Here is a 13,162-nt window from a genome sequence, read left to right on the forward strand (position 1 = left end):
TAATTTAGGGTAGAATGCTCGCCCTTTTAAATTGCCCGGCGTAGCCACGACCGATGCACCCGCCCACACACCGAGGATCACCTGATGTTTAGCCGCGACATGAACATTGCCGACTTTGACCCGGATCTCTGGTCTGCCATGCAGGCTGAAGATCAGCGTCAGGAACACCATATCGAGCTGATTGCTTCCGAAAACTACACCAGCCCACGGGTGATGGAAGCCCAGGGCTCCCAGCTGACCAACAAATACGCGGAAGGTTATCCGGGCAAACGTTATTACGGCGGCTGTGAGCACGTTGACGTAATTGAACAACTGGCCATCGACCGCGCCAAGGCACTGTTTGGCGCACCTTATGCCAACGTTCAGCCACACTCTGGCTCCCAGGCCAATGCTGCGGTTTTCATGGCACTGGTCAAACCCGGCGATACCGTTCTGGGTATGAGCCTGGCACACGGTGGTCACTTGACCCACGGTGCATCGGTCTCTTTTTCTGGCCGTATCTACAATGCCATCCAGTACGGTCTGAACCCGGAAACCGGCGAAATCGATTACGCAGAAGTCGAGCGTCTGGCCAAAGAACATCAGCCCAAAATGATTATTGCCGGTTTCTCTGCCTATTCCCGAGTGGTTGACTGGCAGCGTTTCCGCGATATCGCCGATGCGGTGGGCGCTTACCTGTTTGTCGATATGGCTCACGTGGCGGGTTTGGTTGCTGCAGGCGTTTACCCGACACCGGTTGGTATTGCCGATGTCGTCACCACCACAACCCACAAAACCCTGCGAGGCCCTCGTGGTGGTCTGATTCTGGCAAAAGAAGACGAAGAGCTGAACAAAAAGCTCAACTTTGCCGTCTTCCCGGAATCCCAGGGTGGCCCACTGATGCACGTGATTGCCGCCAAGGCTGTGTGTTTCAAGGAAGCCATGTCGGATGAATACAAGGCGTATCAGGCCCAGGTGGTCAAAAACGCCCAGGCCATGGCCGCTACCTTTATTGCCCGTGGCATCAATATCGTCTCTGGCGGTACTGACGACCATCTGTTCCTGGTTGATCTGATTGGCAAGGAATACACCGGTAAAGATGCCGACGCCGCCCTCGGTCGCGCCAATATCACGGTGAACAAAAACTCCGTACCAAACGATCCACGTTCACCTTTCGTGACTTCTGGTCTGCGTATCGGTAGCCCAGCGATCACCAGCCGTGGGTTTGGTGAAGCGCAAGCAACAGAACTGGCTGGCTGGATCTGTGACGTACTGGACAGCCTGGAAAACGGCACTTCCGAGCAAGTGGAAGCCGAAGTGAAAGCCAAGGTCATCGCCTTGTGTGATCAGTTCCCGGTTTACCGCTAAGCCCTGCCTGACACCGTCGCCACAGCACATCGTGGCGACGGTGTTTCCAGACTCGACAGCTCGCCTTCACACTCCCCATATTTTCCCGTCTGTTTGCCATCTGACCTGTCCCTGGCCAGCCACCCTGGCGAATTCACATAGACTTTGATCGGATATGGCAATTTTTTATTGCAACCAGACCTCAACGTTCTAGAATCGCAGCGCTCGCGCAAGAAGTTCCGACCGTACTCTTTCGATACTCAGGATGCCTCTCATGACGACGTCGAACCTGCATGCCCACACCCAATGGTCTCCTATTTCCGAGTCCCGCTTACTCAATTTGATCCAGCACACTGAAGCCAGTATGGAGGCGCCGGTCAAAACGCTCTGGCAGCTGATGCGTTTGCCAACCGCCGAAATATGGCAACAGCACCCCTGGGCCGATGAAGGCTGTGGTTTCTGGGTACTGGCTACCTTTGGCCGCCATTGCCTGTACTTTAATGACGTGACTCAGGGGTTTGCCATCAGCCCGTTCCAGCGCTGGGGAAACATCGACCACTTTGATCCAACCCCAACCCCTCTCAATGAACTGATTCAGCGCCTGACCCATACTGTCCTGGCCAATCCCGACTGCGAACGTGCCTGAAAACGTGCCGGAACATGGTTTACCCGGTGATGGCCTGGCCGAAGTCCATGTGTGAAATCATTGCCTGATAATCACGGCAGGAGTACACTGGCGCGCTTTGGCCACCATGGCCGTATCGCTCTTTAGTCAGTTCCGCCTATGCATTGTCCATTCTGCTCACATCCGGAAACCAAGGTGGTCGACTCACGCTTGATGGCTGACGGTGCCCAGGTTCGTCGCCGTCGCGAATGCTCCGGCTGTGGTGAGCGTTTTACCACCTTCGAATGCGTCGAACTGACCTTCCCTCTTGTGATCAAGCAGAACGGTGTCCGGGAAACCTTTCGCGAAAGCAAACTCCGCAGTGGTATCCAACGGGCATTGGAAAAACGCCCGATTCCTGTCGACACGATGGACGCGGCTATCCACCGTATCCTGCAAACCATCCGCAACAAAAATGACCGGGAAATATCCAGCCGCCAGATTGGCGAATACGTGATGGCTGAATTACATCAACTGGATCAGGTTGCCTATGTTCGCTTTGCCTCGGTGTATCGCAGCTTCAAGGATCTCGACGAATTCCGCGCCGAAATTGAACGCCTGTCTGCCAGCGTCAGCGCCACGGTTATTACGGAAACCAACCCATGAAGACATATACGCCAACCCATAACCCAGAAGCCCATGGCGATGAGTACTGGATGGCCAGGGCTTTACGTCTGGCAGAGCAAGGACTCTATTCCACCAGCCCCAATCCCCGGGTTGGCTGCGTCATCGTCAAGGATAATGTGCTGGTGGGTGAAGGCTGGCACCAGCAGGCCGGAGGCCCCCACGCAGAAGTCCACGCCTTGCGCATGGCGGGCGATCAGGCTCAAGCGGCCACCGCTTATGTCACCCTCGAACCTTGCAGCCATTTTGGCCGCACGCCACCCTGCGCCCATGCTCTGGCCAACGCCGGTGTTGCCCGGGTTGTTGGTGCCTGTCGCGACCCTAATCCGCAAGTGGCTGGCCGGGGCTTTCAATATCTGCGTGATGCCGGTATCGAGGTGACGGAAACCTGCTTGCAAAATCAGGCTGAATCCCTCAACGCCGGATTTATCCAGCGTATGCGCAGTGGCCTGCCCTGGGTCAGAATCAAGCTGGCCCAAAGCCTCGACGGCCGCACCGCCATGGCCAGTGGCGAAAGCCAATGGATCACTGGCCCCGCGGCCCGCCGCGATGTACAGCGGTTACGAGCGCGCAGCTGCGCAGTGATTACCGGTGCCCGCTCAGTACTGATCGACAATCCTTCCATGACCGTACGGCCAGCCGAAACCGGTATCAAACAACCGGAACATCTCTGGCGTCAGCCTTTACGGGTAGTGATTGACGGCCAACAACGGCTCAGCGGCAGCGAAGCTGTTTTTGACCAGCCTGGTGATATTCTCCTGGCGGTTACCAATACCTCCCTGGTCACCGTGCAGCGAGCAGCAACCTTGGGGCAACTGACGCTCTGGCAAAGCCCGGCAACACAGACAGGCAAGGTTGATTTGCCAGCGCTACTACGGTTTTTGGCCGAACAGGGCCACAATGACATATTGGTCGAAAGTGGTGCCCGGCTGGCGGCGGCGTTTGTAGAAACCGGACTGGTGAATGAACTGGTGTTGTATTGCGCTCCAACCTTGCTGGGCAGTAATGCCCGGCCGTTGCTGGCATTGCCACTGGATAGCATGCAGCAGCAGATTCGCTGGCACTGGCAGGATATTCGTATGGTTGGGCAGGATTTACGCCTGACCTTGCAGCCGGAAGCCGCTCGGCCATAACCCGACCCATCGTCAACAGAGACAGATTGAGAAAGCCATGTTTACAGGAATTATCGAAGCAATCGGCACCGTCGCAAGTGTTACCAGCGTATCCGGTGACTTGCGCCTGACAATCCGCACCGGGGCGCTGGACCTGGCCGATGTCAAACTCGGTGACAGCATCGCCACCAATGGTGTGTGTCTGACCGTCGTGGCACTCCCCGGCGACGGCTTTGTTGCCGATGTGTCACGAGAATCCCTGGCCCATACCCGTATCGGCAGCTGGCAAGCAGGCACCCAAGTCAATCTGGAAAAGGCCCTGCTGCCCACCACTCGCCTTGGTGGCCATATGGTCAGCGGGCATGTGGATGGCGTTGGCCGTATCAGTCAGCGTCAGGCCGATGCCCGCTCGATTCGCTTGACCGTCGAAGCCCCTGCGGAACTGGCTCGTTATATTGCCGCCAAAGGCTCTATCACTGTCGATGGTGTCAGCCTGACAGTGAATACACTCAGTGATGCCGGGTTTACTCTGAATATTGTGCCCCATACCGCCGCAGAGACAACATTGATTTCCAGCCAGCCAGGTCAGCAGGTTCACCTGGAAGTTGATATGATTGCCCGTTATCTGGAACAACTGGTCAAAGCGCCAGACAATACAGAAAAAACGCCGATGGATGCGGCTTTTCTGGCACAGCATGGATTCTGGAAATAAACCGATTCATCGAGCGCCAGACAATCAGTAATACAACACATACTCACAGATTATTCTGAACAGGCTTATTATGGCACTGAACACCATCGAAGAAATTCTGGCCGACATCCGTGACGGTAAAATGGTCATTCTGATGGATGACGAAGACCGTGAAAACGAAGGCGATATTATTGTTGCCGCAGAAAAAGTAACGCCAGAAATCATCAATTTCATGGCCACCGAAGCCCGTGGCCTGATCTGTCTCCCCTTGTCAGCAGAACGTTGTGATTACCTCGGTTTACCCGCCATGGTAACCGCCAACGGCGCCAGGTTTTACACCCCGTTTACCGTCTCAATTGAAGCCGCAGAAGGTGTCACCACCGGTATTTCTGCCGCCGACCGTGCCGCTACTATCCTGGCGGCAGTCAACCCGATGGGTAAACCAGAAGACATTGTCCAGCCAGGTCACATCTTTCCGTTACGCGCCCGCCCCGGCGGTGTTTTGAGTCGTGCCGGTCATACCGAAGCAGGGAGCGACCTCGCCCGTATGGCAGGTCTGACCCCGGCAGCCGCCATTGTTGAGGTTCTGAACCCTGATGGCACCATGGCCCGACGTCCACAACTGGAAGTGTTTGCCGCCAAGCACGGCCTCAAGATCGGTACCATTGCCGACCTGATCCATTACCGCATGGCCAATGAAAAAACCGTTGAGCTGATCAGCAAGGACAAGATTGCCACCGAATATGGCGATTTTATGCTGCACACGTTCCGCGATACCATCCAGAACGAGACCCACCTGGCCTTGACGCTGGGCGACATTCAGCCGGATAGCCCTTGTGTTGTCCGGGTACAGACCAATAATTACCTGCGCGATGTCCTTGGCATAAAACCCAAGTCCGGTGCCAGCTGGTCATCATCCCATGCGCTACAGCGCATTGCCGCAGAGGGCGAAGGTGTACTCGTGCTGTTATCCGCCGGTCAGCACGATGCCATCGAAGACAGCCTCGACGACTTTTTTGGTCGCGCACGGCCGATTCCCAGCCCCAACACCGATAGCTCTGGTGCCTTTCTCACCATCGGCACCGGCTCCCAAATCTTGCGTGAGCTAGGCGTACAAAAAATGCGTCTGCTCAGCTCGGAAATGAAATACAGCGGCATCTCGGGTTTTGATCTCGAAATCACTGAATACTTGCCGTTTGACGCCTGACACCACCGATTACGAACTGGAAATACACATGAAACAGATCAGAACTATTGAAGGCAACCTCACCCCGAATGACGGCAAATACGCCATTGTGGTTGGCCGCTGGAATGCATTTGTTGTTGAAAGCCTGCTCGAAGGCGCAGTCGACAGCCTGTTGCGTCACGGCGTTGATGAAGAAAACATTACCATTATTCGTGCGCCCGGTGCGTTCGAGATTCCTCTGGTTGTGCAACGCATCGCATCATCCGAACGCTACGATGCCATTATCGCACTCGGTGCCGTGATTCGTGGTGGCACCCCACACTTTGAATACGTCGCGGGTGAATGCACCAAAGGGCTGTCCAGCGTCTCACTGGAATACAGTGTACCGGTGTCCTTCGGTGTCCTGACCGTCGATAGTATTGAGCAAGCAATTGAACGCTCAGGCACCAAGGCAGGTAACAAAGGGGAAGAAGCTGCGATGTCTGCCTTTGAAATGGTTTCCCTGCTGTCCGCCCTGGAGGCCTGATCCGCATGTCACGTGCTTCTGGCAACCATAAACCCAGTCCCGCTGCCCGCCGCAAAGCACGTGCTTTTGCTTTGCAGGCGCTGTACCAATGGCAAATCGCCGGGGCCAATCTGACCCAGATCGAGTCGGAATTTCGTGCCGATAACGATATGAGCAAGGTCGACCTGGAGTATTTCCACGACATACTCCACGGCGTCCCGCGTGAGCGCTCAGCCCTGGATGAGAAAATTGCGCCGCTGATGGATCGCCGCCTTGATGAGATGACGCCAGTTGAGCTGGCCATTCTGCGCCTTGGGGCTTTCGAAATGTGCCGCCGTCCGGATGTGCCCTACAAGGTCGTTATCAATGAATCGGTCGAGCTGGCCAAAGTCTTTGGCGCTACCGATGGCCACAAGTACATCAATGGCGTCCTCGACAAGCTGGCCCAGCGCGAACGGGGCGTTGAAATCCGAGGTGCCCGTGGTGGCGCCCAACGGCGAGACAACCAGGAGCAGTGAGCAGACAACAGCCCGGCAGTTCTGAATTTGAACTGATACAGCGCTGTTTTACTCAGGGGTATCCGACAGATGCGGCCACTCTGCTTGGTATAGGTGACGATGCCAGCGTCATTGCTCCGCCAGCCGATCAGCATCTGGCGCAAAGCCTGGATACCCAGGTTGCCGATGTTCACTTCCCCGCCAATGCCCCTGCTCATTTGATTGCCCAGCGCGCCTTGCGCTGTGCTGTCAGTGATCTGGCGGCGATGGGGGCCTCCCCGCAAGGTTTTTTACTCGGTCTTACCCTGCCCGACAACCAACCGGACTGGCTTGATGATTTTGCCCGTGGTTTACGGGATGCGGCCACTGCATGCGGTATCACCCTGCTCGGTGGTGATACCACACGCGGGCCAGCGCTGGTGATCAGCCTGCTGGTTCAAGGCTGGGTACCGACACTCTCATATCCCCGCGGGCTGACTCGTGGTGGGGCCCAGCCAGGGGACGATGTCTGGGTCAGTGGTTGTCTTGGGCAAGCGGCATTGGCATTACCCATGGTACTCGCCAATCCGGCCATCCACACCGGCTTGGCCGCCGCCTATTATTACCCAGCGCCACGGTTAACTCTGGGCCAGTCGCTATTAGGCATCGCGACAGCAGCACTGGATATTTCTGATGGGCTGTTACAAGATGCCCACCATATTGCTACCGCCTCAGCCGTTAACCTGGCATTGACCGGCGAACACATTCCAACAGCTGTTGCACTCGGTCATCCTGGCTGGCCCGACTGCCTGAGCGGTGGTGATGACTACGAATTGTTGTTCACGGCACCGGTGGATCAACAGACACGTATTGCGACACTGGCACAACAGCTGGACGTGCCCTTGACCCGTATCGGCCAGTGCCAGTCGAAGATCAATGATCAGCAGCCGACAGTTACCGTGTTACTACAGGACCAACCAGTGCAATTGACAACGTCCGGCTATCAGCACTTCTAGCTCATTACGGAGTCAGAGACACAGTAAATCTCCAGACGAACATCAAACGAAAAGGAACTCTTATGATACGCCTTACCCGCACCGCCCTGATGTTATGCTTGCCGCTGGCAGCTGTGTTATCCCAACCCGTCCTGGCCGGTGAACCTGCCTACGTCCAGGTGTCTGCCAGTGCTGATATTCAGGCAAATCCGGATTATTTGCTGCTCAATCTCTCAATCAGTGATATCCAGCCCACTCTGGCCGCCGCGAAACGGCAGGTCGATGACAGCTTTCATCAATTGATGGCGGTAACTCGCAAACTGGATATCGCCGAAGAGCATGTCCGTGCGGAACAAATCTCGAACTACCCCCAATACCAGTGGATTGATAAAAGCCGTACCTATACCGGCGAGCAGGTCACCCGCCGGATAGAAATTACCCTGCGCGATCTGGGCAACTACGGTGACCTGGTCCACCAATTGATGCAGAACCCGCTGGTGCAAATCAGCCAGAGCCAGTTCCGTTTTGACAATCGTGATGCTCTGGAAAACCAGGCATTACAAAACGCCTTGTTAAAAGCCAAAGACAAAGCTCACTTGATGGCCACTACGCTGAATAGTGAGCTGGGGGATGTACTGGCTATCAGCGAAAGCGGCTCACGTATCAATCAGCCCGTTTATGCCATGCGCGAAATGTCTGTCAGCAGCAAACAAAGCGCTCCTATGCTGGTACAGAAACAAACCATCAGCGCCAGTGTTGATGTCCGGTTTGAACTTGAATAAGGAAGGTAGACATGAGCCAAACGTCAACCGCGAACACAACGTCCCACAAGCCAATCCCGCCAGCCCCGGAACCATTACGTCCTGGGCGCTATCGTCATTACAAGGGTCAGGATTACGAGGTATTTGGGCTGGTTCGCCATAGCGAAACCAACGAATGGCTGGTGCATTACCGCACGCTTTACGGTGACTTCAGTCACTGGGTACGGCCGTACGAAATGTTTATGGAAACCGTCGAGGTCGCAGGGGAAATACTGGCTCGATTTGACTATCAGGGGCCAATGAAACAAGCAGACTCCACAACAACCAATACCTCGACACCATCAATGGCTCAAACAGAGGATGATTGACGTATGACCCCCGCTGTTAATGCGGCCAAAAAAGCCGCTGTCCGTTTTAGCTTGCATGAATATCAACACGACCCCAAAGCAGCATCCTGGGGTGAAGAAGCCGCTGCAGCTCTCGGCCTCGCCCCGTCACAGGTTTTCAAAACCTTGCTGGTCAGCCTTGGTGGTCACAAAAGTACCCTGGCGGTTGCCATTCTGCCGGTGAACAAAAAGCTGAATCTGAAAGCCATCGCAAAAGCACTGGGGGCCAAAAAAGCCGAGATGGCCGATCCGGCTATCGCAGAAAAAACAACCGGCTATGTCGTTGGAGGAATCAGCCCGTTAGGACAGAAAAAGAAACTGCCTACCGTACTCGACAGCTCCGCCGAGCCGCAAACAACAATCAACGTCAGTGCCGGTCGGCGTGGGCTGGAGATTGAGTTGGCTCCGGCTGATTTACTGGCATTAACTCAAGGAACGTTCGCCGCGATTAGTCACTGACGCGGTCGTATTGTCATTGTCATTATCCACACACAACCAGCACAGCTGACCCAAGGCCGGCGTGACAGTACACTCATCACCGTCAGGCGTTGTTCCATTTACGCTCCGGCCAAGGGCAATATGGCTCACTTGATCATCATAGTACTCATGAGCCATGGATATGGCTTTCCGAACTGGTAATAAATAGCTGCACGCCTCGCTGTCCAGCGTCGGTACATATATATCAGTCCAATCAATAGATGAAAGCTATTCCAGCAAGCAACAAGATTTCACTAATTTCCGAGTCGTTCCAATCTGTAATCTCCATTTAATACAGACGACCACCAGTCTTCATTTTCCAGGTACCACTGAACCGTTTTTCGGATTCCGCTTTCGAAGGTTTCCATCGGTTCCCAACCAAGCTCTTTTTGTATTTTAGTGGCATCAATCGCATAACGCTGATCATGTCCAGGCCGGTCTTTTACAAAAGTAATCAGGTCTCGGTAATATTGCACTTCTGCTGGTTTTTCAGGTGCCAGCTCTTCCAGCAAACTGCAGATTGTTTCCACTACAGTCAGATTGGATTTTTCGTTATGACCACCAATATTATAGGTTTCATTAATTTCCCCCTGGGTCGCAACGGTTATTAGAGCTCTCGCATGATCTTCCACATAAAGCCAATCTCTAATTTGAGCCCCTGTTCCATATACAGGCAATGATTTCCCTTGCAATGCATTTAAAATTACATGTGGAATTAATTTTTCAGGAAAATGAAAAGGTCCATAATTATTAGAGCAATTGGTGACAACTACTGGCAAGTTATAGGTACGGCCCCACGCTCTCACCAAATGATCAGATGATGCCTTACTGGCTGAGTATGGAGAGCTGGGAGAGTATGGTGTATTTTCGGTAAACAGGTCATCCGTACCTTCCAGGTCACCATATACTTCATCAGTGGATATGTGATGGAACCGGAACTGTTGCTGCCGTTCCTCTGGGAGTGTTGAATAAAGCTTTCGAGCGGCTTCAAGTAAGTTGAATGTTCCAATAACATTGGTTTGAATAAAGTCATCGGGGCTGTCGATTGAACGATCGACATGACTTTCAGCAGCCAGGTGCATGATGATGTCTGGCTGGTATTTTTCGAGTGTGTCTTTTACCGCGTCGGCATTTCTCAAGTCTACTTTTGTGAATGTGTAACGTTCATTCTGAGATATTGAATCCAGTGAATTCAGATTGCCAGCATAAGTGAGGCAGTCCAGATTAATGACAGTGTGGTCTGTTGCATTGATCAGGTGTCGGACGACGGCACTTCCGATAAAACCGGCTCCGCCAGTGACTAGAAATTTCATTGTGCTTGACTCAAGTTAGGTATATATTTTGCTGTTTTAAGGCGTTGTCTTTTTTGATCTTCTCTGCTTTCCATTATCCGAAAACAATCATACAAGTTAAAGATACTGCATCGGCTAGTCAATTTCATCTTGATTGGTCTGCCAATAAATGTAGCATACATGCTCATAAAATACATTTGGAGAGAAAATGAGTTCATATAAAGGCATTATCTTGGCTGGAGGTTCCGGGACACGATTGCACCCCATCACACGAGGTGTCTCCAAACAATTGTTACCAATCTATGACAAACCAATGATTTTTTACCCCATCTCTGTACTTATGTTGGCAGGTATCAGAGAGATTCTTATTATTTCCACCCCAGAAGATATGCCATCTTTCCAGCGCATGCTAGGGTCTGGTGAAGCATACGGAGTGCGTTTTAGCTACGCGGTGCAGCCATCCCCTGATGGATTGGCCCAGGCATTCCTGATCGGGGAAGAATTTCTGGCTGGAGCACCGGCTGCATTGGTGTTGGGCGACAACATTTTTTATGGTCAGCACTTTAGTGATAATCTTATCAATGCCGCCAAGCGTAAAGATGGAGCCACTGTTTTTGGCTACCACGTAAGTGATCCTGAGCGCTTTGGGGTGGTCGAGTTTGATAGTAATGGCAAGGCACTTTCCATTGAAGAAAAACCAATCAAGCCAAAGTCCAGCTATGCCGTTACCGGTTTGTATTTCTACGATAACAATATCGTCGATGTCGCCAAAGCCGTGAAACCTTCTCCTCGTGGTGAGCTTGAGATCACAGATATCAATAACATGTATCTGGAAGCCGGCAAGCTGAATGTTGAAGTATTGGGCCGAGGCTTTGCCTGGCTGGATACTGGTACTCATGACTCCTTGATTGAAGCTGGTATGTTTGTGAATACCATTGAACAGCGCCAAGGCTTCAAAATAGCATGCCTGGAAGAAATTGCATTTGATCATGGCTGGATCACCGCAGAACAACTGGAAGCCGAAGCTACTGCTTTGAAAAAAACAGGTTATGGTCAATACCTATTCAAAATTCTGAAGGAGGCACAAGCCTGATGAATGTGATTCAAACCTCGATTGACGGTGTTGTTGTGATTGAGCCTAAAGTTTTTGGGGATGAGAGAGGCTTTTTCCTGGAGACATTTCAGGACAATCGTTACCGTGATATGGCAGGTATCAATGCAACCTTTGTACAGGACAATCATTCCCGGTCCCGAAAAGGGGTATTACGAGGGCTTCATTTTCAGAAGTCAAAGCCTCAAGGCAAGCTCGTACGGGTTATTCGCGGATCAGTCTTCGATGTAGCCGTTGATATACGCCCAGGTTCTCCCACGTTTGGGCAGTGGGAAGGCGTTATTTTGAGCGAGGAAAACAAGCGCCAATTCTGGGTTCCACCTGGATTGGCTCATGGCTTTCTGGTGCTTTCAGACGCTGCAGACTTTGAATACAAATGCACCGACTACTATGATCCTGCCGATGAAGGCAGTCTTATATGGAACGACCCGGAGGTCGCTATTGAATGGCCTTTGAGCGAGCTGGGTGATGTAGAAGTCCAGCTGTCTGGTAAAGATGCAGTTGCCCCTACGCTGGCTCAGCTAGCAGCAACAAGGAGTGTTTGATGCGCTGGTTGATTACTGGAGCCAATGGTCAATTGGGGCAGAGTATGTCCCGCTTATTGACAAGCCATGGTGAAGAGTTTCATGCCTTGTCATCGTCAGAACTGGATATATCCGATGAGGCAGCTGTCAATAACGTACTAAGTGCTATAAAGCCCGATGTTGTTGTTAATGCCGCGGCCTATACCGCAGTTGATAAAGCAGAATCAGAACATGATTCAGCCTACAAGGTTAATGAAACCGGCCCTGCTTTATTGGCTTCCTGGTGTGCCGGCAATACTGCTCATTTTATACATGTGTCCACCGATTATGTGTTTTCTGGCGAAGGACGCATTGCATGGAAAGAGACTGACGCAGTCGACCCTCAGTCTGTCTATGGCGCATCCAAGCTAGCTGGTGAGCAGGCGGTGTTCAAGATTTGTCCGGAAGCGATCATTCTCAGAACAGCTTGGGTATTCAGTGAGTACAGAAATAACTTTGTCAAAACCATGGTCAAGTTAGCCCAGCAACGAGACCAATTGTCGGTGGTGGCAGATCAAATAGGTTGCCCTACCTATGCCGGTGATATAGCCCGGGCAATTTACTCACTGATGCAACAACGTGAGAAAAAAGGGAAGGTTGAAGTGAAAGGCCTTTATCATTTTGCCGGTGATATCGCAGTGTCATGGTGGGCATTTGCCAGAGAAATTCATCAACAGGCTTTGGCTGTCGGCTTGATTGAGCGATGCCCTACCTTGGGAGCGATTCCCTCTTCCGAATACCCGACTCCGGCGACCAGACCCGTATTTTCGGTACTTGATTGCTCTAAAGTGGTGGCAGCAGGCGTCGAGCCGTCAAACTGGAAAGCTGGGTTACAAGCAGTGCTTGAAAGTATTAAAGCGGAAGGGGTGAGATAACATCTTGTTACTCAAGCAGTACCGTTAGACCCAATTACTTTTTCGGCATCAGCGTACCCTACGTTTGAAACTCGCCGTATGCAGACCAAAGCTCAGGAGTCTTTAGCCTCTTTGCGGA

At 52.6% G+C, this 13,162-nt stretch carries 16 protein-coding genes; 15 read left to right on the forward strand and 1 reads right to left on the reverse strand.

Features of this window, described 5'->3' with window-relative positions:
* Positions 1 to 84 precede the first annotated feature (84 nt).
* From glyA to ybaK, 12 genes are all read left to right on the forward strand, one after another.
* Positions 85 to 1,347 carry a serine hydroxymethyltransferase gene (gene glyA / locus Q8W32_RS06320; RefSeq protein WP_303432644.1) on the forward strand — a complete coding sequence of 421 codons (1,263 nt, stop codon included), beginning with the start codon at positions 85 to 87 and terminating at the stop codon, positions 1,345 to 1,347.
* A gap of 253 nt (positions 1,348 to 1,600) precedes the next feature.
* Complete coding sequence (locus Q8W32_RS06325) at positions 1,601 to 1,972, forward strand: hypothetical protein (RefSeq protein WP_303432646.1); 372 nt, start codon at positions 1,601 to 1,603, stop codon at positions 1,970 to 1,972.
* Positions 1,973 to 2,110: 138 nt separating this feature from the next.
* A complete protein-coding gene (gene nrdR / locus Q8W32_RS06330; protein WP_305414186.1) occupies positions 2,111 to 2,596 on the forward strand; it encodes a transcriptional regulator NrdR in 486 nt (161 codons plus the stop codon).
* Positions 2,593 to 3,747: a bifunctional diaminohydroxyphosphoribosylaminopyrimidine deaminase/5-amino-6-(5-phosphoribosylamino)uracil reductase RibD gene (ribD, locus tag Q8W32_RS06335; RefSeq protein WP_305414187.1), complete on the forward strand. Its 1,155-nt coding sequence runs from the start codon at positions 2,593 to 2,595 to the stop codon at positions 3,745 to 3,747. The genes nrdR and ribD overlap by 4 nt, the downstream gene beginning before the upstream one ends.
* Before the next feature lie 37 nt (positions 3,748 to 3,784).
* A complete protein-coding gene (locus Q8W32_RS06340; protein ID WP_305414188.1) occupies positions 3,785 to 4,438 on the forward strand; it encodes a riboflavin synthase in 654 nt (217 codons plus the stop codon).
* Positions 4,439 to 4,508: 70 nt separating this feature from the next.
* Positions 4,509 to 5,624 (forward strand): 3,4-dihydroxy-2-butanone-4-phosphate synthase, encoded by a 1,116-nt coding sequence (gene ribB / locus Q8W32_RS06345; protein WP_303432650.1) that lies wholly within the window; start codon positions 4,509 to 4,511, stop codon positions 5,622 to 5,624.
* 28 nt (positions 5,625 to 5,652) lie between these two features.
* A complete protein-coding gene (gene ribE, locus Q8W32_RS06350) occupies positions 5,653 to 6,129 on the forward strand; it encodes a 6,7-dimethyl-8-ribityllumazine synthase (protein ID WP_303432652.1) in 477 nt (158 codons plus the stop codon).
* Between the two features lie 5 nt (positions 6,130 to 6,134).
* Positions 6,135 to 6,626 carry a transcription antitermination factor NusB gene (gene nusB, locus Q8W32_RS06355; protein ID WP_303432654.1) on the forward strand — a complete coding sequence of 164 codons (492 nt, stop codon included), beginning with the start codon at positions 6,135 to 6,137 and terminating at the stop codon, positions 6,624 to 6,626.
* A complete protein-coding gene (gene thiL, locus Q8W32_RS06360) occupies positions 6,623 to 7,600 on the forward strand; it encodes a thiamine-phosphate kinase (RefSeq protein WP_305414189.1) in 978 nt (325 codons plus the stop codon). The genes nusB and thiL overlap by 4 nt, the downstream gene beginning before the upstream one ends.
* A gap of 62 nt (positions 7,601 to 7,662) precedes the next feature.
* Complete coding sequence (locus Q8W32_RS06365; RefSeq protein ID WP_305414190.1) at positions 7,663 to 8,361, forward strand: SIMPL domain-containing protein; 699 nt, start codon at positions 7,663 to 7,665, stop codon at positions 8,359 to 8,361.
* Positions 8,362 to 8,372: 11 nt separating this feature from the next.
* Positions 8,373 to 8,708 carry a DUF1653 domain-containing protein gene (locus tag Q8W32_RS06370; RefSeq protein ID WP_305414191.1) on the forward strand — a complete coding sequence of 112 codons (336 nt, stop codon included), beginning with the start codon at positions 8,373 to 8,375 and terminating at the stop codon, positions 8,706 to 8,708.
* A 3-nt stretch (positions 8,709 to 8,711) separates the two neighbouring features.
* Positions 8,712 to 9,185, forward strand: a complete 474-nt coding sequence (gene ybaK / locus Q8W32_RS06375) for a Cys-tRNA(Pro) deacylase (RefSeq protein ID WP_303432659.1) — start codon at positions 8,712 to 8,714, stop codon at positions 9,183 to 9,185.
* A gap of 272 nt (positions 9,186 to 9,457) precedes the next feature.
* Here the strand turns inward: ybaK and rfbB are convergent, their stop codons facing one another.
* Positions 9,458 to 10,516, reverse strand: a complete 1,059-nt coding sequence (gene rfbB, locus Q8W32_RS06380; RefSeq protein WP_303432660.1) for a dTDP-glucose 4,6-dehydratase — start codon at positions 10,514 to 10,516, stop codon at positions 9,458 to 9,460.
* A 187-nt stretch (positions 10,517 to 10,703) separates the two neighbouring features.
* On the opposite strand from rfbB, the gene rfbA reads away from it, so the two are divergent.
* Genes rfbA through rfbD form a run of 3 tightly spaced genes read left to right on the forward strand, consistent with a single transcriptional unit; the run spans position 10,704 to position 13,044 of the window.
* The gene (gene rfbA, locus Q8W32_RS06385) at positions 10,704 to 11,588 is read left to right on the forward strand and encodes a glucose-1-phosphate thymidylyltransferase RfbA (RefSeq protein ID WP_303432662.1); all 885 of its coding nucleotides are present in this window, start codon (positions 10,704 to 10,706) and stop codon (positions 11,586 to 11,588) included.
* The gene (gene rfbC / locus Q8W32_RS06390) at positions 11,588 to 12,151 is read left to right on the forward strand and encodes a dTDP-4-dehydrorhamnose 3,5-epimerase (RefSeq protein WP_303432663.1); all 564 of its coding nucleotides are present in this window, start codon (positions 11,588 to 11,590) and stop codon (positions 12,149 to 12,151) included. Before rfbA ends, rfbC begins: the two co-directional genes overlap by 1 nt.
* Positions 12,151 to 13,044 (forward strand): dTDP-4-dehydrorhamnose reductase, encoded by an 894-nt coding sequence (gene rfbD, locus Q8W32_RS06395; protein WP_305414193.1) that lies wholly within the window; start codon positions 12,151 to 12,153, stop codon positions 13,042 to 13,044. The genes rfbC and rfbD overlap by 1 nt, the downstream gene beginning before the upstream one ends.
* Positions 13,045 to 13,162 lie beyond the last annotated feature (118 nt).

Source organism: Oceanobacter sp. 3_MG-2023, from assembly GCF_030688925.1.
Lineage (GTDB): Bacteria > Pseudomonadota > Gammaproteobacteria > Pseudomonadales > Oceanobacteraceae > Oceanobacter.

What these genes read in the sequence shown, in the direction of transcription:
- Q8W32_RS06365 (WP_305414190.1), top strand. Translation starts at nt 7,663, where the DNA reads ATGATACGCCTTACCCGCACCGCCCTGATGTTATGCTTGCCGCTGGCA.
- nrdR (WP_305414186.1), top strand. Translation starts at nt 2,111, where the DNA reads ATGCATTGTCCATTCTGCTCACATCCGGAAACCAAGGTGGTCGACTCA.
- Q8W32_RS06325 (WP_303432646.1), top strand. Translation starts at nt 1,601, where the DNA reads ATGACGACGTCGAACCTGCATGCCCACACCCAATGGTCTCCTATTTCC.
- ribE (WP_303432652.1), top strand. Translation starts at nt 5,653, where the DNA reads ATGAAACAGATCAGAACTATTGAAGGCAACCTCACCCCGAATGACGGC.
- Q8W32_RS06340 (WP_305414188.1), top strand. Translation starts at nt 3,785, where the DNA reads ATGTTTACAGGAATTATCGAAGCAATCGGCACCGTCGCAAGTGTTACC.
- ybaK (WP_303432659.1), top strand. Translation starts at nt 8,712, where the DNA reads ATGACCCCCGCTGTTAATGCGGCCAAAAAAGCCGCTGTCCGTTTTAGC.
- rfbB (WP_303432660.1), bottom strand. Translation starts at nt 10,516, where the DNA reads ATGAAATTTCTAGTCACTGGCGGAGCCGGTTTTATCGGAAGTGCCGTC.
- ribD (WP_305414187.1), top strand. Translation starts at nt 2,593, where the DNA reads ATGAAGACATATACGCCAACCCATAACCCAGAAGCCCATGGCGATGAG.
- rfbC (WP_303432663.1), top strand. Translation starts at nt 11,588, where the DNA reads ATGAATGTGATTCAAACCTCGATTGACGGTGTTGTTGTGATTGAGCCT.
- glyA (WP_303432644.1), top strand. Translation starts at nt 85, where the DNA reads ATGTTTAGCCGCGACATGAACATTGCCGACTTTGACCCGGATCTCTGG.
- nusB (WP_303432654.1), top strand. Translation starts at nt 6,135, where the DNA reads ATGTCACGTGCTTCTGGCAACCATAAACCCAGTCCCGCTGCCCGCCGC.
- rfbA (WP_303432662.1), top strand. Translation starts at nt 10,704, where the DNA reads ATGAGTTCATATAAAGGCATTATCTTGGCTGGAGGTTCCGGGACACGA.
- Q8W32_RS06370 (WP_305414191.1), top strand. Translation starts at nt 8,373, where the DNA reads ATGAGCCAAACGTCAACCGCGAACACAACGTCCCACAAGCCAATCCCG.
- rfbD (WP_305414193.1), top strand. Translation starts at nt 12,151, where the DNA reads ATGCGCTGGTTGATTACTGGAGCCAATGGTCAATTGGGGCAGAGTATG.
- ribB (WP_303432650.1), top strand. Translation starts at nt 4,509, where the DNA reads ATGGCACTGAACACCATCGAAGAAATTCTGGCCGACATCCGTGACGGT.